The following is a 23,439-nucleotide window of genomic DNA, read 5'->3' as shown; positions in this document are numbered from 1 at the left end:
ACGGAATCAGGAATGATACAGGGCGGGTTGCGATTCGGCTTTTTCGAGTTCGGTGCTATAATACAGCAAGTTCCAGTTGCCGTCATGATCTTCGACCAGCGCGCTGAGCGATTCGACCCAGTCGCCGGAGTTCATGTAGATCAACTCGCCGAACTGGCGGATGGCGGGCTGGTGAATGTGGCCGCAAATCACGCCGTCGCAATTCCGGGCTTTGGCGAGTTCGGTCAGTTTTTCTTCGTAATCCGAAATGTAACTCACGGCCTGTTTCACCCGCAACTTGATTTGCTGCGACAGGGAATAATACGACAAACCCCGCCAGGCGCGGTAATTGTTATAAAACTTGTTGATCCAGAGCAGGAAGGTGTAGCCAATATCGCCCAGGTACGCCAGCCATTTCATCTGCGTCGTGATGGTATCGAATACGTCGCCGTGGGTAATGTAAAACCGCTTTTCGTTGGAATTCAGGACGTAGTCTTTCCGGATGGAAAAGAATTTACCGAGTTTTAGCGGCATAATCTGATCCAGAAAATCATCGTGATTGCCACGCAGGTAGATTACCCGGGTGTCGTAACGGTCCATGGCCTTTAAAACTGCCCGCCAGAACGCCGTGTGTTTCTTTTTCCACTCGCCCCCCCGGCGCAGTTGCCAGCCGTCGATGATGTCGCCGTTGAGAATTAATTTCTGACAACTGTAGTACTTCAAAAAATCAGTCACTTCCTTTGCCTTCGAACCGCTCGTTCCCAAATGCACATCCGAAATGACGATTGTTCGGAAATGAGTGTTGTGTTTCATGTCCGAAAATACCATTCGATTGTGAGGTGGGTATTTCCGCAATTTTATCGGATTGCAAACTTTTTCGGACAATAATGCGGTTTAGTAATATTACAATAATGTAATTCATTTAACATGGAGAATCCGGTACTCATCCTGGGAGCAGGCAGTTTAGGCGTCACGGCATTGGATATTTTCCAGCGCAACGGCGTGGTCGTTTACGGTTTGCTGGATGACGATAAAAAATTACACGGCAAAGAGTTCGGGGACGTAACGGTATTGGGCGAAACCGACGACGACGGTTTTCTGAAACTGATCGGCCATAAATGCGAAGCTTTCGTGGCCCTGGGCGACACGCGTGTCCGGAAAAAGCTGGTCAAAATGCTCAACGACCGGCGGCACGTGCAACCCGTCAACGCCATTCACGAAACCGCCACTATTTCCAAATTAGCGACCATCGGCCACGGCAACCTGATTGCGGCCCGCGTGGTGATCAATCCATTTGCTACCGTCGGGCAGCATTGCATCATTCAGTCGGGCTCGGTCATCGATTCGCAGGCGAAACTGGGCGATTTTGTGCACATCGGAACGGGAAGTTTCATCAACCCGGCGGTAACGATTGAAGAAGGGGCGTTTATCGGCACGGGCGTCACGGTTGTGGCTGGGGTGACGATTGGCAAAAATGCCCGGATCGGTGCCGGTTCCGTCGTCATCGAAAACGTGGCCGCTAATACGACGGTTTTCGGGAATCCGGCGGTGAAAGTCGGATAAGAGAGTTGTTTCGCGGAGTTGAGCGGAGAAAAGGGAGTTAAGCAGAGTTTATTTTTCTCCGCTTAACTCCCTTTTCCTCCGCTCAACTCCGCGAAACAACCTTTTTACTCCTTAACTCTTACTCCACATACAACTCCTCATTCGCCAGGAAATCCTGATACGTCAGTTCCAGGCCGTCTTTGAGTGAGGTCGTGTGTTTCCAACCCATCGCGTGCAGCCGCGAGACATCCATTAGCTTGCGGGGTGTTCCGTCGGGCTTGTCGGTATTCCAGCGCACTTCGCCTTCGTAGCCCACCACCTGCTGCACCTGTTCGACCAGTTCGCGGATCGTTTCGTCCTCGCCGGTGCCGATGTTGACGAACAACTCTTCGTCGTAGTTTTCCATCAGGAAGAAACACGCATCGGCCAGATCGTCGGCGTGCAGGAATTCCCGGCGCGGTGAACCCGTTCCCCAAACCTCCACAAACGGCTGGTCATTGACTTTGGCTTCGTGAAACTTGCGGATCAGCGCGGGCAATACGTGCGAATTCTGCAGATCATAATTGTCGTTCGGGCCGTACAGATTGGTCGGCATGGCCGAAATGAAATTGCAGCCGTATTGACGCCGGTACGATTCGCACAGCTTGATCCCGGTAATTTTGGCGATGGCGTACGGTTCGTTGGTTTGTTCCAGAAAACCGCTCAGCAAATATTCCTCCTTCAACGGCTGCGGAGCCAGTTTCGGATAAATGCAGGAGGAGCCCAGAAACAGCAGTTTCTTGACGTCCGTCTTGTAGGCCTGGTGAATGATATTAGCTTCGATTAGCAGATTATCGTACAGGAAATCCGCCCGGTAGGTGTTATTGGCCACAATACCGCCCACTTTGGCGGCCGCCAGAATCACATAATCCGGTTTTTCGGTGGCAAAAAAATCTTCCACAGCGGCCTGGTTGCGCAAATCCAGTTCGGAAGAGGTCCGGAACAAGAGGTTTTCAAAGCCTTCGGATTGCAATTTTCGGACAATGGCCGAACCCACCATCCCCCGGTGACCGGCTACGTATATTTTAGCGTCTTTTTCCACAATTCGTTAATTTTGAACGAAGTTAGGCACGGTTTTCGACAAAATAAAACCAGATCAAAACCGTTTCTATAAAGGATTGATCCCCTCCGGCCAAACCGGCTGATTTACTGTTGCATGAAACGTATTACATTACTTGGGTTAGTATTGGGCCTCTGGCAGGTAGTATCGGCGCAGACGACGACCTCGCCGGTGGAAAACTCGTTTACAACCGCGCAGGCACCGATTACCAAAAAGTCGGGCAAAGGTGACAAAACCGGGCCGTCGCTGGTGCCGTCGGGTGTCGAAAATCTGGTGAGCGAAACGCTGCCGGATCTGGGGCTGAAAGTAAAGCAATTCAAGAAAGAACAGCAGGACAAAGCCGAACGCCGGAAAAAACAAAAACTCTCGCGGACGGAATACGAAGGCATTCCGATTGTCGAACAATACACCAAGTTTGGCAGTGGCGACCGGACGATCATCGAGAAATTTACGGTTTTGAAACAGTACCGTCAGCCGAATGCATACGTCCGCGAAACCTACTGGTTCGACCCCAAAGCCCAGCGGGTTTCGTCGTCGCTGATCAAAGACAAGGATAAGGTCATGATCCTGCACGGGCCGTATAAACGCTACCAGAACGGTATTCTGCTCGAAGAAGGCTATTATTACATCGGTGCCAAAGACGGTCGCTGGGAAAAATACGACGCCAATTACATGCTCCTCGATAAGCAGAAATGGAACCGCGGTTTTCCGGCCGAATCACAGATTGTCTATTACGATTCGTCGCATACCAAAGTAAAAGAGGTGCTGCCGAAGGAGTTTGGCAAAGTCAACGGGCAGTACATGGCGTTCTACGAAGGCGGGCAGTTGATGGCGGAAGGCAAGTATGACCAGGGCGTAAAAGTCGGGCGCTGGATCGAGTATTACCAGTTTCGCCGGCAGCGTAAAAAAATCACCCAATACGGCCGCGACCGCTGGACCGAAGATTTCGAGCCGTATGTCATCAGCGAGTGGGACGACAAAGGAAAAGTTGTTTACGAGCGGCCCAAAGAAAAAGAAGTGGCCGAAGACGATCAGTAGTTACAGCAGCTTCTTCACGTCCGGCAATGCTTTTTCGGCCCACTGACGGTATTGCTTCCCCGAAAAATGCAGTTGGTCGTCCGCAATCTGCGACGGATCGTTAGCTGCCGTGCGGGATATCGGCGTAATATCGACGTAAAGAATACCGGCTTTTTTGCATTCTTCCTGCGCAATGGCATTGAAAGCGTCGATTTCCTGCGCAATCTGCTGGCTGTTTCGCCCAGCCGCGTACGGCGTAACGCCCCAATCGGGAGTCGAAACCACAAAAACCCGCTTCGGTTTATCGCCCGCAAACCGCACCGCCGTTTGCAGCAAGTCCCGGAATTCGGTCCGGTACGTTTCCGTGCTTTGCCCCCGGTACTGGTTATTAACGCCAATCAGCAGCGAAACCAGGCTGTACGTTTTCTGATTTCCGCTCTTTTTGATGGCGTCATGTAACTCGCTGGTGGTCCAGCCCGTCCGGGCAATAATATCGGGGTCGGTAATACTCAAACCGTCTTTTCGCAGCAAACCGGCCAGTTGAACGCACCAGCGGTCGGCGGCCGAAACGCTCTCGCCAATGGTGTAGGAATCGCCGAGGGCGAGGTAGTTAGCATTGGGAGTGGTTGTCATAAGGCCGTCTTCTGAGCCGGATTGGGCGCAGGCGAAGAGAAGAAAAAGAAAGATTAGATGCACGGAATGTCGCAAAGCGTTAAAAATCACCGGAATAAAACGGACTGAACACGTAGTAACTGCTGTCGCGCTGGGCTCGTTTAGGTGCGGTTTTGATAAAAAGCAGATATCGGCTTTCGCGTTTTTCAGTCCGCAGCCACTTCGTATACGGTCGTTCGCTGGTATAGAGTTTGTCGACCTCGCGGACATGCACGGTTTCCACCTCTTTGGTGTCCACCGGAATGCCGTTGATGTAAACCGTTATATCGTTCATAAACTCATCCTGAACTTTCAGATGCTGGTTTTTCAGCCGTTTCACAAATACGTCCTTGTAACCGAAAAAGGTGGCTTCGAGTACATTATTCATTGAATACGTGTGCGAAATACCCAACGGATGGTCAGAAATAGCCGAAGCTTCCAACAGCGCGACGAATTGGGAACGGCCCGGCAACCGGTCGATGGCTTTTTCGCTGATCTGTATTAATATACGATACGGTTTGGGATCCGGATTGTCAATTCCGTCAAATTGGTGCAGCACAAAAAATTCCTCGATGTAGTCGACGTTGAGTTTAGCCAGCAGAGCCGCCGACGTTTCTTTGCCGTTTATGTAAATCAGCGTTTGTTCTTTGTAGGGCTCACCCAGCGTCAGAACCTCGTTTTTTAGTCCGACGATAAACGGTTCTCCGTATTCGAGTACGGATTCGGATCGGCCCTGGCTTTTCTTTTGGTGATACGTCAGCAACCGGCCCCAGGCGGCACCGGTTTCTATCTGATCGACCAATACGCGTGTTGGATTAACGAGTGGGAAACCGCGTCGGCTGGTCACGACTGGCTCATCTGTTTTCTCCCAATTCTGGCAAGCCATCATCACCAAAACCGTTGCTACCCAAAGCAAGGCATACCGCCACCAGGCTTCGTCGGAACGGGCCTGATTCATCATCAAAATCCGGGTTTTCAACCCGCCGGATTCAAACCGGTTGGTGAACGAGTAGCGATACGGTTTTGTGGTTTTCATGGCCAACTCATTACAAAACGGACTTGATTTCTTACCACTGATTCAGAAAAAGCTGGACGTAGCGTTTTTTCCGGCCCGGTCCGGCGGCATTGTCCGGCAAATCCGTCACAATAACCGTATGCAATTGCTTCGGATTGAGATAGGTAGCTTCCTCAGCTTTTACTTCTTTTCCGTCGATCATCACGGTTACATTTTCCGGATGATAGAGTTGAACGCGGTTTTCCGGCGTAACAAAAACGCCAAGGCCCTCATTTCGGCGACCGGGATTATCACGCAGCCATTGGCCTTCTACGTTTGTGCTGCTGCTACCCACTCCGGTCTTCTTCGTTTTCAGAATCAAATACTCGATCCGTTTTGCTTCAACCAGTTTCGCAATAATTTCTTCATCTTCTTTCACAAGCCGTTCCAAAGCCTCCGGCATTCCGAAATTATTTCCACTCGCTCTGCCAATTCCCAGCGAACCTTTATCGGTTAAATAGCCGCCAATCGACTTGATTGGTTCGTCACTCTCGGCTCCTCCGCCGGTGGAACCTGCGCTGCCTTTTTCCTTATGAACATTGACACCAATGATATCGATATAGACCTGAAAAGGATCAAACTTGATTTGTGTAAAATCAAACGTAAATAACGTTTCACTTTCAATCGTTTTCTTCAGTTCGTTGAGTTCATTAAACGACATTCTGGGTGTAATGACCCAATACAGCATATTGTCTTTCCGGATTACATACCGGCTTTGCAGTTTGGTTTCAGGAACCGCTACTTCATCCACAATCGGGGCGTTATCAGGCAAAACGGTGGGCGTTTCCGCCGGTTTTTCTACCAATTCTGCAACCGGTTTTTCCGGGATTTTGGGATCACCGACCGGAACAGTTTTCTCCACAACCGGCGCAGGACTAATGACTGATTGGAGAGTCGGTGTTGAAACCGATTTTTTCTTTACCCAGGTCAGCGGCTGTTTTTTCTGTTTCTCCACCGCAGCCATCGTCGTGACCAAACCGGTCACCGCAAACAAAAGGACATAAACCGCCCACGACCGGCGGGATTTGGCCGCGTTGTTCATCATCTGAATGCGGTTTTTCAGAAAATGAGCACCGAACCGATTGACGAAACGGAACTGCTCCGGGCGTTGCGGAGATCGCATTTTCGGTTTCATAAGGTGTGTTCGGGAAAAGGTTTATTCGGCCAGCAATTGCCGTTTGGTCGTCACCACCACCAGCCCTTTGGTCGTAAAAGCGGGTTTGACGCTCCCCGCCGAATTTTTATCAAAAACCGCTACCGAAATCTTGTCGTCGGCCCGCAGTTCCCGAAACTCCCGGTACGAACCCGGTTTTCCGTCGACCAGAAATGTAAACTGCGTGAGTTGCTCGGGGGCCAGCGTTTTTTTATACAGCAGCTGGCGGCCCATCGCCATGACGTCCGGGTTGGCGGCAAAAACCGCATCCAGAATTTTCCCGTCAATCGTCGTGGCACCGTATTGCCCGGTTTTGCCAAACCGTTTGGTAGCTTCCTGCGCCGTCAGCACAGTTCGCTTGTAATCCGCCACCGACCCAAACCCGAACGGCTGGCCCGGCCGCAGATTCAGAACGCGGCCGTTGAGCACCACCACCGGTTTTTCGTGTTCCCAGATCGAGAACAGGGTGTCGGGCAATTGCATCACCCGGCGCGTGGTCTGCACCACGAACGGCTTCGACGGATTCGGCTGAACCGCCGTGATCACGAACGGCGGAATCTGATTCAGCGCCCGCGCCACCACCTGATTGCCGTTTTTTACTTCGACCGAAATGTGATCGATCTGGCCCGACGGATTGATATCGGCCTGATAGCGCATGCCAAAGCCTTTATCCGCAAAAACCGCCTTCATCACTTCCAGATCCTGCACCGTCGTCACCGCCGTAATCAGCCCGAAAACGCCGTACCGATTGTCGACCACATAGCGCGAAACAATTTTGGGAACCGTAAACGCCGAGCAGGAAAGGGTGACGACGACGCAAAAAAACAGGTACAGTTGCCAGCCACCGTTCGACCGGGGCCGGTTCATCATCGAAATCCGGTTTTTCAACTGCGGCTGATTAAACGAGTTGGTCGCGGGGCGAACCGGAATTGGACTTTCGCCGGAAAGACTGGCTTTCAGCAGGTAATATTGATACGCTTTTTTTTCGACACCTTCCGCCAGTACTTCCCGATCGACCAGGTACTCCAGATTTTCCTGAACCAGTTGCTGGTGCCACCACGCAAACGGGTTGAACCAGAAGACAATCCGCAGCCATTCGGCCAGCAGCATATCCAGGCTGTGCCACTGCCGGCAGTGGACGCGTTCGTGCGCCAGAATCTGATTGAACTCGTCGGGCTCGTACAAATCCGGGTTCAGAATCACCCAGTGAAAAAACGAAAACGGGGCACTCACGTCCGCATTCACCACCAGCCAGACGTTTTCCTGCCACGTTCGTTCCGACCGAATTATCAGACGAACAAGTGACGCAATTTGAATAAATAGCCGCCCTCCCAGAAAGATTACCCCCGCCAAATAAGCCCACAGCACCATCTGCCGCCAGTTGAGCGAAACTGCTTCCGGCGAGGCAATCAGAAACGCATCAGGTGCCTGTTTTTGCGGTTTTTGAACCACCGGATTAGCCGGAGCTGCTTTCAGCTTTGACCAGTCCAGGACCCGAAAATTCGGCACGGTTTGCTGAACCAGATTGCGCACGGGTGCGGGCCGGAAATCGGGTAATTCGACCAACGGCAGCACCAGCGCCAGTATAACGTTCAATCCGAGTAAATAGCGGTTCAGCCCAAACCAGGTAGCCCGGCGGAGCAAAAGCCGGTAGCAGAGCGTTAGCACCGCCAGAATCAGGCCCGCTTGCAGGAGGTAAATCAGGAGGCTCATGGCTACTGCCCTTTCTCGATCATTGTAATGATTTCTTTCAACTCATCCACCGAAATTTTGTCCTTTTTGGCAAAGTAGCTCACCAGATTTTTGTAGGAATCATCGAAATAATCAGACACAACCTTCTTCAAAACAAAGCGGTTTTGGTAGTCTTCTTTCGTAATGATCGGGTAATATTCGTGCGTGTTGCCGTAGGCCTGATGGCCCACATACCCTTTTTCTTCCAGGTTTCGGATGATGGTCGAAACGGTATTGTAGTGGAGGGGCGGGTCGGTAAAATAGGCCAGCATGTCTTTCACAAAAGACTGTTCCACTTTCCACAATACCTGCATGATCTCTTCTTCCTTGGCAGTTAACTTTTCCATCGCGCTTGTTTTAGGTTAATACTTGACCCGGCAAAACCGGGGGGCTGACCGTGCCCAACGCATTAATAACGAATATAAAACGAATCGCGTAGTTTGCAAACTATTTTCATAGTTTTTTATTCTGGCGAATCCGCATTCGGTTTGATTTGAATCTACGCGCGCCGGTCGTAGTTTTGTACAAAGACGGGTTACGCTACATGAAGAAATTACAGGTGGGATTACTGGCCGGTTTGTGGCTGCTGCTCGCTGGCTGCGACGAAAATGCGGTTTATAAAGGCATCGACGACATCAAAGATGGCACGTGGTATATCAACAATACACCGGAGTTCACGTTTGAGATCGCAGATACGACGGCCACGTATTCCATTTATTACAACATCCGCAACAGCGTTTCGTATCCGTACTACAACCTGTACATTCGTCGTTATTTGTTGGATGAAACCGGAAAAATGCTGGAATCGAAACAGGATGAATTGACGTTGCTGGACCCGAAAACCGGAAAACCGTATGGCGACGGCCTGGGCGATCTGTTCGATCACCGGATCAGCATGATGAAAAAATACCGGTTTTCCCGCAGCGGAAAATACACCATCCGGTTGCGGCAATACATGCGCCAGAACCCCCTGCCGGAGATTTACAGCGTGGGTGTGACGGTGGAAAAAGATTTGTAGTATGGAAATTTACCTGCCTCTGTTCCCGCTCAATCTGGTGGTTTATCCCAACGAAGACCTGAATCTGCACATCTTCGAAGAACGCTACCGGCAACTGATCAATGAATGCCTGGAAAAAGAGTGCACCTTTGGCATTCCGGCGTTTATCAACAACAAATTGCCCGGTTATGGCACCGAAATGAGCGTGACGACTTTGCACAAGCGCTACGAAGACGGCCGGATGGACATTAAAACGAAAGGCTTGCGGGTATTCCGGATTGTCAATTTCGAAAATCCGTCGCCGGGTAAGCTGTATTCAGGAGGTAAGGTTCAGGTGGTGGAAATTGATCCCGAAATGGGCGATCATCTCGATGAATTAACCGTCAAGCTGGTCCGGCTGTACCATTTGCTCCAGACCAAATCGGAAATCGACGAGGAGTCTCCCCTCCTGTCGTTTCGGGAGGCCCACAAAATCGGGTTATCGGTTGAGGAAGAATACGAATTGCTCACGCTGGCTACCGAAAACGAGCGCCAGCGCATGCTGATCCGTCACCTTAACCGTGTATTGCCTGTGGTTTCGGAAATGGAACGCACCAAAGACCGCATTAAAATGAATGGTCATTTCAAAAATCTGGATCCGTTGAAGTTTTAACTTAAAGGTAAATCTGAAATCCATTCATTACGATCCAATCCGGGAGATCAGAACGATTTGCCGTGTGCTCGATAATTGCCGAATCACTCACGTCCAGCAATCGTATACCGTGAAACAGCGATTTGTTTTCTTTAAACAACGGGATAGTACTGGCATACATTTCTTCAATGATTTCCTGTTTAACTTCATGTCCTCCACTTAAATGACGAATTTTAGCCCGGTCGATACACAGGTTCAGATCATCGGTGAAAAACAATAGCAGATTGATCTGGTTTGACCAGTCAAAGGCGGCAATGGACTTCAAATAAGCATAATGTGACGGAAAGCCTAAATTCAGTTCCAGCGCGAAATCTTCTTTATTGATAAGAAATTCCCGTGTTTTTTGATTAGTAGTTAAAGACGCAATATCCTGATAATCGGTAAAACCCCTCTTTTTGTATTGGTAAGCGGCCAGATCCTGATCGATGATTGGTATTCCAACTGGAATGAATTCTTTGGCATTGGTGCTTTTCCCAATACCGGGCGGACCGGCAATGAGATAAATCGTCATCGAACAACCAGAATCTGCCCATTCTGGTATTCAGCAACCGTGTGGCCATCCGGGCGCTTATACACCAGCGGTTGACCAATGGAAAAGAGATAGTTACGTGCGTTTTCCGCACATTGAATTTGCCATTGATCCAGTTCCTTCTCGCTCATGTGACGTGGATCTTTATTCATCTTCCCAACCTGAAATTGCACATCGTTTGGCATACTTTCACTTTTTTTACAAAAAGATAAAAAAACAAGACATTAAATTAGCTGCCTTTCTTCAATCCACCAAATCCTTGACTTTCTTCGGCAGTTTATCGGTGAACTCCTTCACGTTCAGTGGCCTGGTTTTCTGGCGTTCGGCTTCACCGATCAGGAAACCGTACGGTTTCAGCGGTTCGATGGCGTCGAAAATCACTTTCAGGATCGCGGTCATCGGCAGCGCCAGAATCAGGCCGGTAACCCCCCAGAGCTGTCCCCAGAGTAACAACACGATAATGGCGGCCAGCGGATTGATACTGACTTTCGAGCCGACAATGTAAGGCGTGATGAAGTTACCTTCCAGAATCTGCACGAACGAAAAGACACCGATCACACCTAAAGCCACCAGCGGATTTTCGTGGGTCAGCAGCGTAAACAAAGCCGGCAACAGCGACCCGATCAGAATCCCGATGTACGGAATCAGGATCATGAATGCGCCCAGAAAACCAAAGAAAACCGCATAATCGATGCCTAAAATCAGCAGCCCGACAGTGTTCAAAACGCCGACAATGACAATAACCAGCACCAGCCCAACCAGATAATCTTTGACGACGGTGTAAATCCGGCCAAAAACGACGTCGATTTTCGCCCGCTTCGTGCTGGTAAATACTTTGTAAAAAAACGACCGGAAAAAATCGCGGTACAGCATCAAAAAGAAAATGTACAGCGGCACAATCGAGATCGTTGAGAGCGTATTCGTGGTCGCCAGCAAGGTTGACGTCAAAAAGGAACCGCTTTCGCGAATCAGGTTGTTAACATAGCTCCGGGCTTCGGAAACCATTTTCGACCGTTCGATGTGAAACCGGTCTTCCCCGAAGGTCTGCAGTTTATCCAGAATTTGATTGCCACGCTCCAGCAGCTTGGGTGCTTCACTCGTAAAACTGGAAATTTGCAGGGAAACCAGGTAAAAAAGCAGGTAAAAAAAGCCAATCAGAATCACCAGACAGATCAGAATGGCGGCCACGCGCGGCACCCGCCAGCGCTCGAGCCGGTGGTTGATTGGGTACAGAATCATGGCAAACAGAATTGAAAAAACCAGCGGCACGATCAGTTCCTGCATGGCCGACAGCCAGTAAACCAGAATCGTCAGCACGATCATGATGCAGGCAAACCGAACGTACGATGGCAAATTGACTTCGGGTACTTTGTTTTCCATATTTTTGGCGCGGTATATGGTTTTCGGTATACGGTTTTCGCCGGGCCGAAAACCGAAATCTATTAGAATGAACTCCTTTCTTCTCTTCTTGTTTTCGCTCAAGGTGGCACTATGTACGTGTCATACCGAGAACAAACGCAGCGGTTTTCGCAGCGGACGTTCCCACTATAAAGTCTCGCGGATTGGGCGGCTGGCTGCCGTCGTCAACGAAAGCTCGGGGTTGACGTATCGTGCCGGTCGCAACACGTTCTGGACGCACAACGACAGCGGAGGCCGCCCCACACTTTACGAAGTCGCCCGCAACGGTTCGCTCGTCGATTCGTTGCCGCTGCCCAAGCTGAAAAACCGGGATTGGGAAGCGCTGGCTAATCAGGACTCAACGGTTTTGTTCATCGGCGACATCGGCAATAATTCTAACGCGCGACGCCAGCTTGAGATTTACCGGATTGACCCTACTCACCCTAACGATTTTCAGCAGATTACGTTTCATTACGCCAATCAGAAAACGTTCCCGGCATCGAAAGATACGCGTAATTTCGACAGTGAAGCCCTTTTTGCGACAAAAGACAGTTTGTTCCTCGTATCGAAAAACCGGTCGGAACCCCAGCGGTTTGTCAACTTATATCGTCTTCCGGCCCAAGCCGGTGACTACGCCCTGCTGCCTCTTGACAGCGTTTTCCTGAAAACGATGGTGACGGATGCGGCCCTCAGCCCCGACGGCCGGACGCTGGCGGTGTTGACCTACGGCAAGATTTTCCTGTTTGAGCAGCAAACCGGTCGGATCAATTTTCAACACCCGACGCGCTGCCTGCGAGTTCCACGCGGGCAAACCGAAGGGCTGACCTTTGTGAACAACACAGATTTGGTCATGACGAATGAACGGGGGAAAATGTATTCGATTCGGAAAAAGTGACGAAAACTGGCTACATAAACCCATGCCTTTTGTATCCAAACTTTAGGCCGACTTGCTACTATCCATACTGCATTTTTTATAGTTGGATAACTATAACCCCCGTTTACAGTTAAATACTCGAAAAGTTTTTGTGAGTCTTCCCTTAAGATGTTGATATCATGAAAAAAACCTTCCTCTTTTTTCTGACAACCGTTGGCTTATTTTGCAGCGAATGCACGCGAAAGGATATTACAATACCCAAACCGGTTGTCTCTAAAGTTGATTATGATCAGGTTAGTATTGAGCTTATGCAGGATTTGGCTCCTCAGATCGTAGGCACCTGGACACTCCAAAAAGTGTTGGTAAAGCATAACCCCAGGCTCTACACCCGTACGTATGTTAAACTCACCGGAGACAGTACTTTCCTGAACTTAGCCAAACTGACCATTCAACCGGCGGCTGTTCCCCGGAGTATTCCCAGAGATCTTCGAAGAGGAGAATACGATGGCACGCTTGAATACGGCGGGAAAACATACCCGGTTCAGTTCGATTTGCGGGCTGATTTTAGCTGGCTGGTCAATAGAAAAGGACCTCAGGGAATCTTTCTTTTTCAGTATCGCTTTCCCAATGGCTCGCATATCGTGGAGCCTGAAGAAGCCTTCCTAAAAGACCTTGGTTTAATTGACGATAATTTTTCATTGGAAATTAGTGCTGGAAAACCGGCGATGGTTTGGCACGGCTTTAACCGGGGTGTTGAGCGAATTGACCTCGTAAAACAGTAATCCGCAAAATGGTTTAAGCTCACATCCTCAGTCTGTCAGTGGCTATGGGATTGGCTTCATTTTTGTACCGCTTTTTCCAATCTACTAACCCCCATTTTTTAACCTCATTCCGTGTTATCTTTTTGTTAACAATCGAGTTAACTTCGTAAAATTGCTGACACAGCGCGTAACTTCGGGTCAAATTACACAACAAACCTGCCGAATGAGTGCCGCAAAAACTGCTCAACAACTTCACCGTGTGCTGGTTGTCGACGACGATCCGGACATTGTCGAGCTATTGCAATACAATCTGGAAAAAGAAGGCTACGACGTTCGCACCGCTCCCGATGGCCGCAAAGCCCTCGATACGGCCCGCGCGTTCGTTCCGGAACTGGTGCTGCTCGATATCATGATGCCGCAACTCGACGGCATCGAAACCGGCCGCCAACTCCGCAATCTGCCCGATCTGCGCCAAACGTTTATTCTCTATCTGACCGCCCGCTCCGAAGAATATTCGGAAGTAGCCGCTTTTGAAATCGGGGCCGACGACTACATTACGAAGCCCATCAAACCGCGGGCGCTGATGAGCCGCATCAACGCCCTCTTCCGGCGCGAAGCCCAGAAAGCCGATCCGGGCGATAAAATTGAAATCGGCGGTCTGACCATCAACCGACTAAACTACACCGTGACAACCGGCGACAAAACCGTCGTGTTGCCCAAAAAGGAGTTTGAACTCCTGTTTTTCCTGGCCTTGTCACCCAACAAAGTGTTTGGTCGCGAGGAGCTTCTTCAAAAAATCTGGGGCGTCGATATCTACGTTCTCGAACGCACGGTCGATGTACACATCCGCAAACTGCGGGAGAAAATCGGTGAAACCTACATCAAAACGCTGAAAGGCGTCGGGTACATGTTCAATGATGAGGTTTAGTTCCTAACTTTACTTCATGTCGCTTAGCCCCCGTGTTATTGCGTTTCTGCTGGCCGGTCTGATTTCGGCCCTGACTGCCGTATTTCTGACGTTTGTGGAGGGCGTCACGCGCAGTATGCTGTTTGTGGTAGCCATTTCTTCCCTGATCGTCTCGTTCTTCCTGATTCTCTACACGATCGAAATCCTGGTCTATCGCGAGGTAAACAAAATGTATAAAACCATCCACAAACTGCGCATCAAGGATTTTACGATTTCGCGAAGTACGCTCATCAAAAACAACAATCCGTTCAAGAAACTGAACGACGAGATTTTTGTCTACGTCGCCCGCAAACAGAAGGAAATCGAAGAACTCCGGCGGCTCGAGCAGTTCCGGCGCGAGTTTCTGGCCGATGTATCCCACGAATTGAAAACCCCGGTTTTTGCCGCGCAGGGCTTCATTCATACGCTCATCGACGGCGCCGTTGACGATGAAAAAGTCCGGGATAAATTTCTGGCCAAAGCCGCTAAAAGCCTCGACGGGCTGGATGCGCTGGTGAAAGATCTGGTCGCGCTGTCGCAACTGGAAACCGGTGAAGTGAAGATGCATTTTGAGCCGGTGGATCTGTATCAGATTACGCTGGAAGTATTTGAACAACTGGAAAATACGGCCCTCGCCCGCCAGACATCCCTGAAAATCAAAACCGATCAGCCCGGTGCGGTTTTGGTGAAAGCCGATCCGCAACGCATCACGCAGGTGTTGACGAATCTGATCGAAAACGCGATTAAATACGGGAACGACGGCGGCAAAGTGCTGGTGAGTTTTGAAACGGAAAAAAAGCATTACAACGTTCTGGTGCGCGACAATGGCCCCGGTATTCCGCCCGAACACCTCAACCGCATTTTTGAGCGGTTTTACCGCGTCGACAAAAGTCGTTCGAAGGAACGGGGCGGCACCGGTTTGGGACTTGCCATCGTGAAGCACATCCTGAACGCCCACAAATCGAAAATCACGGTGATGAGCAAACCGGATAAAGGCACGACGTTCAGTTTCAAACTCGACAAAGCGGAGTGATCGCTAAACCCGGTTAGCCCACAACGGTTTCGCTTCCAGCACGTTCCGATACACTGCACAGTCGGCGGTGTGGGCGCCGGGCAAATAGCCGATGCTCATCAAAAACTCATTCACGATTTCGCCACCCGTGAACCGGAACGTCTTTTTGAACAGCTTCACCCACTCTTCTTTGGTTTTAGGATGGTGCCATTCCAGCCATTTTTCAAATGATCCGTGGTCTTTTTGCAGTTGCTGAATGGTTCGGGCGTTTTCGATGGCGGCATTGACTTTCAGCCGGTTGCGAATGATTCCGGAATCGCCCAGCAGTCGTTCGCGGTCGGCATCGGTATAGGCCGCTACTTTCTGAATGTCGAAATTATCGTACGCGTTTCGAAAACCGGTTTCCTTTTTCAGAATGGTTTCCCAGCTCAACCCGGCCTGGTTGATTTCCAGCACCAATCGACAAAAAAGCTCGTTGTCGTCGTGGATCGGAAAACCGTACAGGTGATCGTGATACGCTTTGTGGAGCGCTTTTCGGTCGGCGGTCATGGTTTCAATGGCGCGGCAGTAGGACATGGTTTCGGATCGGTTTACGACGTAAATTGTGGCAGGTTTTTAATTAGTTTTAACTTTCAAACGTTGGGTTAAGTTCTTTCCGACTCAGCTTTGCTCCCAACAACATTTGTTGGACAACGGCCACAAGTCCGGTTTTTATACTTTGAACTCTTTCGGCTTGGATCGCATTCTGTAGTTCAGGACATTTGCAGCATGAAATTGAATTTTGAAGATCTGATTGTTTTTGAGAACGACGATTATATTTTAATCAATAAACCAGCCAACATTGCCTCGCTCGACGAACGGAACGCCGATAAGTCGCAGAGTATTTTGCGGTTAGCCAAAGCCTACCATGCCGACGCGCAACTCGGCCACCGGCTCGACAAAGGCACGTCCGGCATTCTGGCGATCGCGAAAAACCCGGCCGCTTACCGCCACCTGGCCATGCAGTTCGAACACCGGGAAGTGACCAAACGCTACCATGCTGTCGTGGACGGTATTCACGATTTTGAAGGCATTTCGGTCTATTTGCCCATTTCGCCCATCAAAGACGGCACGGCGGTGAGAATCGACCGACAGAAAGGCAAAGACGCCGAAACCATTTTCAATACGCTGCAAGTGTACCGGATGCACACGCTGGTGGAATGCCTGCCGATTACGGGACGGATGCACCAGATTCGGGTACACCTGATGTGCCTGAAAGCCCCGATTGCCAACGATCCGACTTATGGCGGGAAACCGGTTTTTCTGTCGGATCTGAAACGCAAGTTCAATCTGAAAAAAGACACCGAAGAACAGTCGCTGATTCAGCGCGTCGCGCTGCACGCCCGCTCGCTGACGTTTACGCTGCTTAACGGGGAACGCACGGTTTTTGAAGCCCCTTATCCGAAAGATTTCGACGTACTGGTGAAGCAGTTGGAGAAAAATAGTTAGTTTTCAGGCTCAATTGGAGTTACCACAAAACCGTACCGGCGAACCGGTCGAAATAGAAACATGTTGGTTCATACCGTTTATTTCTGGCTCACGAATCCCGACAGCGACGACGATCGCCAGGCCCTCCGTGCCGGACTCGAAACCCTCAAAAGCATCACGCATTTTGAAGCCCTGTACATTGGAAAACCGGCCGAAACGCGCCGTCCCGTGATCGATCATTCGTACGATTGGTCGCTGACGTACATTTTTAAGGACCTGGCGGCTCATGATGCGTATCAGGAAGATCCGATTCACGTGAAATTTGTGGAAGACTGCGCCCGGTACTGGAACCGGGTTCAGATTTATGATGCGGAGGAATAAAATCCGGATCGTATAAAACGAGAAAACCCGGTGCTTGACCGGGTTTTCTCGTTTAGGATTTCTCCTTATTCTGATTCTGACGGCCATTCGAAGCCGCCGGATCACCGCCCGATGACGGTTTTTTCTTTTTCCGTTTCTTCTTCCGATCGCTGCGGTCACTGAATTTTTTGTCCAGTTTTTCCAAATCGCTGTTCAGCGATGTAAGCCCTTTGGCAGCTTCTTTATCTTTCCGTTCGGCCACTGGTTCCAGCAAATCGAACGATTCGGGAATAACTCCTTTTTTGTTCAACTCCTGAATTTCCATGACGCGCGCGATGGGCAGCGGATACCACGTACTTTCCGTACTATAACCAAACCACATGATCCGCCGGAAGATGTCGGTTTTTTGAAGCGACGCGCGGCCTTTCTGGGTTTCGAGCGGTTTTTCAACCTGCGGAATATCGCGCAATGCGTCCACGTAGGTTTCCAGTTCGTAGTTCAGACAGCATTTTAACCGGCCGCATTGCCCTGATAACTTGCTGGGGTTCAGGGAAAGATTCTGATAACGGGCTGCCGAGGTCGTGATGTTTTTGAAATCCGTCAGCCAGGTCGAGCAGCACAATTCGCGGCCACAGGAGCCAATACCGCCCAGCCGTCCGGCTTCCTGCCGCAGACTAATCTGCCGCATTTCGATCCGGATTTTAAACTCGGCCGCCAGAATCTTGATCAGTTCCCGGAAATCGACCCGCTCGTCGGAGGAATAATAGAAGGTCGCTTTGGTATTATCGGACTGATACTCCACATCCGACAGTTTCATGTTCAGCTTCAGTTCCTTCACCACTTCGCGGGTGCGGTACATCGTCGTCAGGTCGCGGGCGATGGCCTGTTCGTGTTTTTCCAGGTCTTTCTGCGAAGCAACCCGGTGAATGACCTTCAGATCGTCGGAAAACGGAATGTTTTTCTTCATCATCTGCAAGCGAACCAGTTCGCCCTGGAGCGACACACAGCCGATGTGGTAACCGGTTTGCATTTCGCAAACGACGAAATCGCCCGTAGTCAGGTCGATCTGGTGCGGGTTGCGGTAATATTCCTTCCGTCCCCCCTTGAATTTCACTTCGACAGCGGCATCGTACCGGCGCGTGGAGGGCGTCTCCATGTTGCTCAGCCAGTCGAACACATTCATTTTATTGCAACCACCGGTGCCACAGGCCCCATTATTTTTACATCCGCCCACGGTTCCGGCTGCGGTTTTCGTCCCGCACCCCCCGGTCGTACATGATTTGCATCCCATAACCCTTATATAGTTAAGAGTTAGGAGTTAAGAGTTAAGAATTAAAAAATAAGAGCCATAGCGTGCGTCCGCGAACTCTTACCTTTTAACTCTTACCTTTTAACTCTCAACTCAGTCCTGGTACCGGAGGAGATCGAGGCCGATGTCCTTCCGGTAATATTTACCCTCGAATTGCACCGCACGGGCCGCTTTCTGCGACTTCATGACCGCGTTTTCGAGTGAATTGGCAATGGCCGTTAATGCCAATACCCGGCCCCCGTCGGTCAGCACGTGACCGTTAAAGCCCGGTTTGGTTCCGGCATGAAAGGCCGTCACATCCTCCAGAATGGAGAGTTCCGTAATCGACTTGCCTTTCTCGTACGTGTCCGGGTAGCCTCCCGACACGACGACGGTGGTAACAGCGGTTTGCGGTGAAATCTGTAGCTGTATTTTATCCAGTTCACCATCGGCCGTCGCCATCATTAATTCAACAAAATCATTTTGAATCCGCGGCAGAACGACTTCCGTTTCCGGGTCGCCCATGCGGGCATTATACTCAATAACGTACGGTTCGTCCTTGACATTGATCAGGCCGATAAATATAAAGCCCTGGTACCGAATGCCTTCCTTCTGGAGCCCCGCCAACGTCGGTTTTACTATTTTCTCTTCAACCTTGTTCAAAAACTTAGCCGTGGCAAATTTCACGGGCGAAACCGCCCCCATCCCACCTGTATTCGGGCCCGTATCGCCCTCGCCGATGCGTTTGTAATCTTTAGCTTCGGGCAGAATCTTGTAGTTCACGCCGTCGGTCAATACAAAAACCGATAACTCTATCCCTTTGAGAAATTGCTCGATGACAACTTTATTCCCCGCTTCGCCAAACCGGCCACCGGTTAGCATGTCGGTCAGGGTGGAGCGGGCTTCGGCAACGGTTTCGGCAATAATGACGCCTTTCCCAGCCGCCAAACCGTCGGCTTTTAAAACAATAGGCAATTGGTGACTCTCCAGGTAGGCCAGGCCCTCTTCCAGCGTTTCGGCGGTAAACGTCCGCGAAGCGGCCGTTGGAATGCCGTACCGCTGCATGAATTGTTTGGAAAAATCCTTGCTGCCTTCGAGTTGAGCGCCCTGCTGATCCGGGCCAACAATCCGCAACTTGGCTAGTTTTTTCTTGGCTCGCAGGCTGTCGACCAGTCCCTTGACCAGCGGTTCTTCGGGTCCGATTACCAGTAAATCGATTTCATGTTGTTGAATGGCCTGCGCAACCGCTTCCGTATCGTTGAACGCAAAAGGCAGGTTCGTGGCGACTAAGGAGGTACCGGCATTACCAGGTGCAACAAACAGTTTGCTACACAGCGGACTTTGCGCTAGTTTCCAGGCAAATGCATGTTCTCTTCCGCCCGAACCAAGGATTAGTATATTCATAAAAGTTTCGAACGATGATTCCGGTGATTAAAATGATGAACGATGATGAATCACGTTCGTAAAATCATTTTTTATCATTTTAATCACTGAAATCATCGTTCAGAATTAATTAGCTACTTCTGATAAGAACTTAATACGCATTAACCGCAACTCTTCTTCCGAATAATCATCATTAGAAAATTCCCGCATGGCCACGCCGATGTTATCGGTTTCGGCCCGCATGAAATAATCGTAAATATCATCCTGCCGGTCGTTGTCCATGATCTGGTTGATGTAATAATCCAGATTCAGGCGCGTACCGGAATAACAGATGTGTTCGATTTCTTCAATCAAATCTTCCATCGTCAGGCCTTTCGACTCCGAAATCTCTTCCAGATCGACCTTCCGGTCAATCTGCTGAATGATGAAAATCTTGACCTTCGACTTATTGACCATCGACTTCACCACGACGTCTTTTGCCGTCTCGATGTCGTTTTCCTCGACGTATTTGGCAATCAGGTCAATGAACGGTTTTCCAAACTTGACCACCTTGCCCATTCCGACCCCGTTGATCTGGGCCATTTCTTCCCGGGTGGTCGGATACGTTGTGGCCATTTCCTCCATCGACGGATCCTGGAAAATGACGTACGGCGGCAGGTTTTTCTCCTTGGCGATCTTTTTACGAAGTGCCTTAAGCAGCCCTAGCAGGGCTTCATCGTAGGCACTGCCCGACGATAGATTGCTCTCCTTGTCCTCATCTTCGGCCTTTTCTTCGTCGACTTCGTAGTTATGATCTTTTGAAAGTGTGATGGAATACGGGTCATTGATGTAATTCTGGCCTTTCTTCGAAAGTTTCAGAACGCCGTAATTATCGACATCTTTATCCAGATAACCATAAATTGTTATTTGCCGGATGAGCGAACACCAGAATTCGACGGTTTCGTTAAACTCCAGCCCTTTGCCATAAACCGGTAGGTTGTGGTGTTCGTAACTGGTAATGTATTGATTTTCAGTACCGGTTAGCACGTCGGCCAGGTGCGCGGTGTCAAAACGCTGTTCGGTTTGCTCCACGGCCTGAAGTGCCAGCACGATTTCGTCCTGGGCTTTAAACTTTTCGGTCGGTTTCATGCAATTATCGCAAAAACCGCAATCCTTTTCCTGATATTCCCCGAAATAGCTCAACAACTGCCGGCGACGGCAAACCCCCAGATTCGCGTACGACACCATTTCCATTAACAGGTGTTTGGCGTTGTCGCGCTCGGTAACCGACTTGTCTTTGTTGAACTTCTCCAGTTTGACAATATCGTCGATGCTGTAGAACATCAGGCAGTTTCCTTCCAGCCCATCGCGGCCCGCCCGACCGGTTTCCTGGTAATAGCCTTCCAGCGACTTCGGCGCGTCGTAGTGAATCACAAACCGCACATCCGGTTTATCGATGCCCATTCCGAAGGCAATCGTTGCCACCACCACGTCGACGTCTTCGTTCAGGAACGCGTCCTGGTTGTGCATCCGCGTCTGCGCATCCAGCCCGGCATGGTACGGCAGCGCCTTGATGTCGTTGACATTCAGCAACTCCGCAATTTCTTCCACCATTTTCCGGCTCAGGCAATAGACAATTCCGGATTTCCCCTTGTTGTTTTTGATGTACCGGATCAGTTGCTTTTTGGCATCGGCTTTCGGGCGGATTTCGTAGTAGAGATTCTTGCGATTGAAAGAGGTTTTATAAATGTGGGCATCCTCCATTTGCAGGTTTTTCTGGATGTCCATTTGTACTTTGGGCGTGGCGGTGGCCGTCAGGGCAATCACCGGCAGATTGCCGATGTTGTCGATAATGCCCCGGATTTTGCGGTATTCCGGGCGGAAATCGTGTCCCCATTCCGAAATACAGTGCGCTTCGTCGATGGCGACGAATGAGATATTGGCTTTTTTCAGAAAATCCAGATTTTCCTCTTTCGTCAGCGATTCGGGCGCGATGTAGAGCAACTTCAGCGAACCATTGAGGGTATCTTTTTTGACTTTCGTCATTTCGGCCTTGCTCAGCGTCGAATTCAGGAACTGGGCGTTAATGCCAAAGGCATTCATTTGATCGACCTGGTTTTTCATCAGGGCAATCAGGGGGGAAATAACAATGGCCGTTCCCTCCGACGAAATGGCCGGAAGCTGGTAGCACAAGGATTTGCCGGCACCCGTAGGCATAATCACAAAGGAATTCACACCCGCCAGAATATTATGAATAATGGCCTCCTGGTCACCCCGGAATTGGCTGAATCCAAATATATCTTTCAGCTTCTCTTTTAGAGATACCTGTACCGATGGGTCTAACTGCGTCGTCGTCATCTCAAAATTGCGGAAGGTTACTACACATTATTTGGTTGTATCTTTGCCTTTATAAAATTAGTTAAAAACCGATTGACAAAAGCAACATTGAAATTAGTAAAAAAAAATATTCAATCGACGGCCCGAAACGTTCTGCTGGCAGAATCGGAAGCAATCCGGCTCGCCATCGACGGTATTGACGACCAGTTTGAACAGATTGTCGATACAATTCTACAAACTTCCGGCCGGGTTGTCGTTACCGGCATCGGAAAGAGTGCAATAATTGGACAAAAAATTGTTGCAACCCTCAACTCGACCGGAACTCCCGCCCTTTATATGCATGCTGCCGACGCCATTCACGGCGATTTGGGCATGATTCAGTCCAATGATGTGGTCATCTGCATCTCTAAAAGTGGCAATACGCCCGAAATCAAAGTGCTTGTTCCACTCCTGAAACGCACCGGTATACCCCTGATCGCGCTCGTGTCCCAAACGAATTCCTATCTCAGCGTTCAGGCCGATTTTGTACTGAAAGCCTACGCCGAACACGAAGCCGACCCGCTCAACCTGGTTCCGACCACCAGCACCACCGTTGCCCTGGCGCTCGGCGACGCGCTGGCGGTTAGTCTGCTCAACGCCCGGGGTTTTACCAGTCAGGATTTTGCCCGCTTTCACCCCGGTGGTTCGTTGGGGAAAAAGTTGTACCTAAAAGTTAGTGATATTTATCCACATCACGAAATTCCAACCGTTTCGCCCGGCGCGACCATCCACGAGGTCATTCTGGAAATGACTTCCAAACGGCTGGGAGCCACGGCGGTTGCCGATGAAAACGGCCAATTGGTCGGGATTATCACCGACGGGGATCTGCGACGGATGCTCAAGCGTTTCAACTCCCTGCAACTCGATCACCTGCGGGCCTGCGACATTATGACCCCCTCGCCCCTGTGCATCAATCCCGACGAATACGCCACCCACGCTCTCAAAATCATGCAGGAACGCAGCATTACCCAACTCATTGTCGCCCTCGATAACCAGATCAAAGGCTTCATCCACCTGCACGATTTGCTGAAAGAAGGACTGGTTTGAGCTGCATACGCAGCAATTAACAATGAATAATTAATAATGAAGTGCTTGCGCCAGCCTGTTAATTGTTCATTCGGGGCCGCCCGCGCGGTTCATTGTTAATTAAAA

25 protein-coding genes are annotated in these 23,439 nt (G+C 50.2%); 11 read left to right on the top strand and 14 right to left on the bottom strand.

The annotated features are described in order from the left end of the window. Positions 1–6: 6 nt before the first annotated feature. On the bottom strand, positions 7–792 hold the full coding sequence (locus EHT25_RS27135; protein ID WP_124878511.1) for a UDP-2,3-diacylglucosamine diphosphatase: 786 nt from the start codon (positions 790–792) through the stop codon (positions 7–9). A 114-nt stretch (positions 793–906) separates the two neighbouring features. Here EHT25_RS27135 and EHT25_RS27130 point away from each other — a divergent pair, with 114 nt between their 5' ends. Then, complete coding sequence (locus EHT25_RS27130; RefSeq protein WP_124878510.1) at positions 907–1,542, top strand: acetyltransferase; 636 nt, start codon at positions 907–909, stop codon at positions 1,540–1,542. A 118-nt stretch (positions 1,543–1,660) separates the two neighbouring features. Here the strand turns inward: EHT25_RS27130 and fcl are convergent, their stop codons facing one another. Continuing rightward, on the bottom strand, positions 1,661–2,602 hold the full coding sequence (gene fcl, locus EHT25_RS27125) for a GDP-L-fucose synthase (RefSeq protein WP_124878509.1): 942 nt from the start codon (positions 2,600–2,602) through the stop codon (positions 1,661–1,663). Between the two features lie 114 nt (positions 2,603–2,716). Here fcl and EHT25_RS27120 point away from each other — a divergent pair, with 114 nt between their 5' ends. Further along, positions 2,717–3,658, top strand: coding sequence for a toxin-antitoxin system YwqK family antitoxin (locus tag EHT25_RS27120; RefSeq protein WP_229311810.1), 942 nt, complete (start codon positions 2,717–2,719; stop codon positions 3,656–3,658). Here EHT25_RS27120 and EHT25_RS27115 read toward each other — a convergent pair whose 3' ends face one another. The 5 genes from EHT25_RS27115 to EHT25_RS27095 form a co-directional block, all read right to left on the bottom strand. Further along, positions 3,659–4,270, bottom strand: a complete 612-nt coding sequence (locus EHT25_RS27115; protein WP_124878508.1) for an SGNH/GDSL hydrolase family protein — start codon at positions 4,268–4,270, stop codon at positions 3,659–3,661. It lies immediately after the preceding gene. Positions 4,271–4,349: 79 nt separating this feature from the next. Further along, entirely contained in the window at positions 4,350–5,324 is a 975-nt protein-coding gene (locus EHT25_RS27110) for a hypothetical protein (RefSeq protein ID WP_124878507.1), read from the bottom strand. Between the two features lie 31 nt (positions 5,325–5,355). Beyond that, positions 5,356–6,477 carry a hypothetical protein gene (locus EHT25_RS27105; RefSeq protein ID WP_124878506.1) on the bottom strand — a complete coding sequence of 374 codons (1,122 nt, stop codon included), beginning with the start codon at positions 6,475–6,477 and terminating at the stop codon, positions 5,356–5,358. Between the two features lie 21 nt (positions 6,478–6,498). Then, on the bottom strand, positions 6,499–8,208 hold the full coding sequence (locus tag EHT25_RS27100; protein WP_124878505.1) for a M56 family metallopeptidase: 1,710 nt from the start codon (positions 8,206–8,208) through the stop codon (positions 6,499–6,501). A gap of 2 nt (positions 8,209–8,210) precedes the next feature. Then, positions 8,211–8,573: a BlaI/MecI/CopY family transcriptional regulator gene (locus EHT25_RS27095; protein ID WP_124878504.1), complete on the bottom strand. Its 363-nt coding sequence runs from the start codon at positions 8,571–8,573 to the stop codon at positions 8,211–8,213. Between the two features lie 197 nt (positions 8,574–8,770). On the opposite strand from EHT25_RS27095, the gene EHT25_RS27090 reads away from it, so the two are divergent. Beyond that, on the top strand, positions 8,771–9,244 hold the full coding sequence (locus EHT25_RS27090) for a gliding motility lipoprotein GldH (RefSeq protein ID WP_124878503.1): 474 nt from the start codon (positions 8,771–8,773) through the stop codon (positions 9,242–9,244). 1 nt (position 9,245) lies between these two features. Beyond that, the gene (locus tag EHT25_RS27085; RefSeq protein ID WP_124878502.1) at positions 9,246–9,875 is read left to right on the top strand and encodes an LON peptidase substrate-binding domain-containing protein; all 630 of its coding nucleotides are present in this window, start codon (positions 9,246–9,248) and stop codon (positions 9,873–9,875) included. A 1-nt stretch (position 9,876) separates the two neighbouring features. Here EHT25_RS27085 and EHT25_RS27080 read toward each other — a convergent pair whose 3' ends face one another. The 3 genes from EHT25_RS27080 to EHT25_RS27075 form a co-directional block, all read right to left on the bottom strand. Beyond that, the gene (locus EHT25_RS27080; protein ID WP_124878501.1) at positions 9,877–10,425 is read right to left on the bottom strand and encodes a hypothetical protein; all 549 of its coding nucleotides are present in this window, start codon (positions 10,423–10,425) and stop codon (positions 9,877–9,879) included. Next, the gene (locus EHT25_RS32535) at positions 10,422–10,595 is read right to left on the bottom strand and encodes a hypothetical protein (protein WP_221622341.1); all 174 of its coding nucleotides are present in this window, start codon (positions 10,593–10,595) and stop codon (positions 10,422–10,424) included. Before EHT25_RS32535 ends, EHT25_RS27080 begins: the two co-directional genes overlap by 4 nt. Before the next feature lie 91 nt (positions 10,596–10,686). Next, complete coding sequence (locus EHT25_RS27075) at positions 10,687–11,823, bottom strand: AI-2E family transporter (RefSeq protein WP_124878500.1); 1,137 nt, start codon at positions 11,821–11,823, stop codon at positions 10,687–10,689. Between the two features lie 67 nt (positions 11,824–11,890). On the opposite strand from EHT25_RS27075, the gene EHT25_RS27070 reads away from it, so the two are divergent. The 4 genes from EHT25_RS27070 (at position 11,891) to EHT25_RS27055 (ending at position 15,455) form a co-directional block, all read left to right on the top strand. Beyond that, positions 11,891–12,736, top strand: a complete 846-nt coding sequence (locus EHT25_RS27070) for an SdiA-regulated domain-containing protein (RefSeq protein WP_185731509.1) — start codon at positions 11,891–11,893, stop codon at positions 12,734–12,736. Positions 12,737–12,894: 158 nt separating this feature from the next. Then, the gene (locus tag EHT25_RS27065) at positions 12,895–13,497 is read left to right on the top strand and encodes a hypothetical protein (protein WP_124878498.1); all 603 of its coding nucleotides are present in this window, start codon (positions 12,895–12,897) and stop codon (positions 13,495–13,497) included. 202 nt (positions 13,498–13,699) lie between these two features. Continuing rightward, positions 13,700–14,404, top strand: a complete 705-nt coding sequence (locus tag EHT25_RS27060) for a response regulator transcription factor (RefSeq protein ID WP_124878497.1) — start codon at positions 13,700–13,702, stop codon at positions 14,402–14,404. 16 nt (positions 14,405–14,420) lie between these two features. Next, positions 14,421–15,455, top strand: a complete 1,035-nt coding sequence (locus EHT25_RS27055; protein ID WP_124878496.1) for a sensor histidine kinase — start codon at positions 14,421–14,423, stop codon at positions 15,453–15,455. Between the two features lie 3 nt (positions 15,456–15,458). On the opposite strand, the gene EHT25_RS27050 is transcribed toward EHT25_RS27055, so the two are convergent. Beyond that, positions 15,459–16,010, bottom strand: a complete 552-nt coding sequence (locus EHT25_RS27050) for a DNA-3-methyladenine glycosylase I (RefSeq protein WP_124878495.1) — start codon at positions 16,008–16,010, stop codon at positions 15,459–15,461. A 192-nt stretch (positions 16,011–16,202) separates the two neighbouring features. Between EHT25_RS27050 and EHT25_RS27045 the strand changes: the two genes are divergently transcribed. Next, on the top strand, positions 16,203–16,922 hold the full coding sequence (locus EHT25_RS27045) for an RluA family pseudouridine synthase (protein WP_124878494.1): 720 nt from the start codon (positions 16,203–16,205) through the stop codon (positions 16,920–16,922). A 60-nt stretch (positions 16,923–16,982) separates the two neighbouring features. Beyond that, complete coding sequence (locus EHT25_RS27040; protein ID WP_124878493.1) at positions 16,983–17,282, top strand: Dabb family protein; 300 nt, start codon at positions 16,983–16,985, stop codon at positions 17,280–17,282. A gap of 52 nt (positions 17,283–17,334) precedes the next feature. On the opposite strand, the gene EHT25_RS27035 is transcribed toward EHT25_RS27040, so the two are convergent. The 3 genes from EHT25_RS27035 to recQ form a co-directional block, all read right to left on the bottom strand. Beyond that, a complete protein-coding gene (locus tag EHT25_RS27035) occupies positions 17,335–18,552 on the bottom strand; it encodes a PSP1 domain-containing protein (RefSeq protein WP_124878492.1) in 1,218 nt (405 codons plus the stop codon). A 111-nt stretch (positions 18,553–18,663) separates the two neighbouring features. Beyond that, positions 18,664–19,953, bottom strand: a complete 1,290-nt coding sequence (purD, locus tag EHT25_RS27030; RefSeq protein WP_124878491.1) for a phosphoribosylamine--glycine ligase — start codon at positions 19,951–19,953, stop codon at positions 18,664–18,666. A gap of 105 nt (positions 19,954–20,058) precedes the next feature. After that, complete coding sequence (gene recQ, locus EHT25_RS27025; protein ID WP_124878490.1) at positions 20,059–22,269, bottom strand: DNA helicase RecQ; 2,211 nt, start codon at positions 22,267–22,269, stop codon at positions 20,059–20,061. A gap of 87 nt (positions 22,270–22,356) precedes the next feature. On the opposite strand from recQ, the gene EHT25_RS27020 reads away from it, so the two are divergent. Beyond that, on the top strand, positions 22,357–23,334 hold the full coding sequence (locus tag EHT25_RS27020; protein WP_124878489.1) for a KpsF/GutQ family sugar-phosphate isomerase: 978 nt from the start codon (positions 22,357–22,359) through the stop codon (positions 23,332–23,334). Positions 23,335–23,439 lie beyond the last annotated feature (105 nt).

Source organism: Larkinella rosea (assembly GCF_003858635.1).
In the GTDB taxonomy this organism is placed as follows: domain Bacteria; phylum Bacteroidota; class Bacteroidia; order Cytophagales; family Spirosomataceae; genus Larkinella; species Larkinella rosea.
Note: the sequence above shows the minus strand (reverse complement) of the source record. Positions and strands in the feature narration are given on the sequence as shown.

Bases quoted from the DNA above. Each gene is read 5' to 3' on its own strand.
- EHT25_RS27135 (WP_124878511.1), bottom strand. From the start codon at position 792: ATGAAACACAACACTCATTTCCGAACAATCGTCATTTCGGATGTGCAT.
- EHT25_RS27130 (WP_124878510.1), top strand. From the start codon at position 907: ATGGAGAATCCGGTACTCATCCTGGGAGCAGGCAGTTTAGGCGTCACG.
- EHT25_RS27120 (WP_229311810.1), top strand. From the start codon at position 2,717: ATGAAACGTATTACATTACTTGGGTTAGTATTGGGCCTCTGGCAGGTA.
- EHT25_RS27115 (WP_124878508.1), bottom strand. From the start codon at position 4,270: ATGACAACCACTCCCAATGCTAACTACCTCGCCCTCGGCGATTCCTAC.
- EHT25_RS27110 (WP_124878507.1), bottom strand. From the start codon at position 5,324: ATGAAAACCACAAAACCGTATCGCTACTCGTTCACCAACCGGTTTGAA.
- EHT25_RS27105 (WP_124878506.1), bottom strand. From the start codon at position 6,477: ATGAAACCGAAAATGCGATCTCCGCAACGCCCGGAGCAGTTCCGTTTC.
- EHT25_RS27100 (WP_124878505.1), bottom strand. From the start codon at position 8,208: ATGAGCCTCCTGATTTACCTCCTGCAAGCGGGCCTGATTCTGGCGGTG.
- EHT25_RS27095 (WP_124878504.1), bottom strand. From the start codon at position 8,573: ATGGAAAAGTTAACTGCCAAGGAAGAAGAGATCATGCAGGTATTGTGG.
- EHT25_RS27090 (WP_124878503.1), top strand. From the start codon at position 8,771: ATGAAGAAATTACAGGTGGGATTACTGGCCGGTTTGTGGCTGCTGCTC.
- EHT25_RS27085 (WP_124878502.1), top strand. From the start codon at position 9,246: ATGGAAATTTACCTGCCTCTGTTCCCGCTCAATCTGGTGGTTTATCCC.
- EHT25_RS27080 (WP_124878501.1), bottom strand. From the start codon at position 10,425: ATGACGATTTATCTCATTGCCGGTCCGCCCGGTATTGGGAAAAGCACC.
- EHT25_RS32535 (WP_221622341.1), bottom strand. From the start codon at position 10,595: ATGAATAAAGATCCACGTCACATGAGCGAGAAGGAACTGGATCAATGG.
- EHT25_RS27075 (WP_124878500.1), bottom strand. From the start codon at position 11,823: ATGGAAAACAAAGTACCCGAAGTCAATTTGCCATCGTACGTTCGGTTT.
- EHT25_RS27070 (WP_185731509.1), top strand. From the start codon at position 11,891: ATGAACTCCTTTCTTCTCTTCTTGTTTTCGCTCAAGGTGGCACTATGT.
- EHT25_RS27065 (WP_124878498.1), top strand. From the start codon at position 12,895: ATGAAAAAAACCTTCCTCTTTTTTCTGACAACCGTTGGCTTATTTTGC.
- EHT25_RS27060 (WP_124878497.1), top strand. From the start codon at position 13,700: ATGAGTGCCGCAAAAACTGCTCAACAACTTCACCGTGTGCTGGTTGTC.
- EHT25_RS27055 (WP_124878496.1), top strand. From the start codon at position 14,421: ATGTCGCTTAGCCCCCGTGTTATTGCGTTTCTGCTGGCCGGTCTGATT.
- EHT25_RS27050 (WP_124878495.1), bottom strand. From the start codon at position 16,010: ATGTCCTACTGCCGCGCCATTGAAACCATGACCGCCGACCGAAAAGCG.
- EHT25_RS27045 (WP_124878494.1), top strand. From the start codon at position 16,203: ATGAAATTGAATTTTGAAGATCTGATTGTTTTTGAGAACGACGATTAT.
- EHT25_RS27040 (WP_124878493.1), top strand. From the start codon at position 16,983: ATGTTGGTTCATACCGTTTATTTCTGGCTCACGAATCCCGACAGCGAC.
- EHT25_RS27035 (WP_124878492.1), bottom strand. From the start codon at position 18,552: ATGGGATGCAAATCATGTACGACCGGGGGGTGCGGGACGAAAACCGCA.
- purD (WP_124878491.1), bottom strand. From the start codon at position 19,953: ATGAATATACTAATCCTTGGTTCGGGCGGAAGAGAACATGCATTTGCC.
- recQ (WP_124878490.1), bottom strand. From the start codon at position 22,269: ATGACGACGACGCAGTTAGACCCATCGGTACAGGTATCTCTAAAAGAG.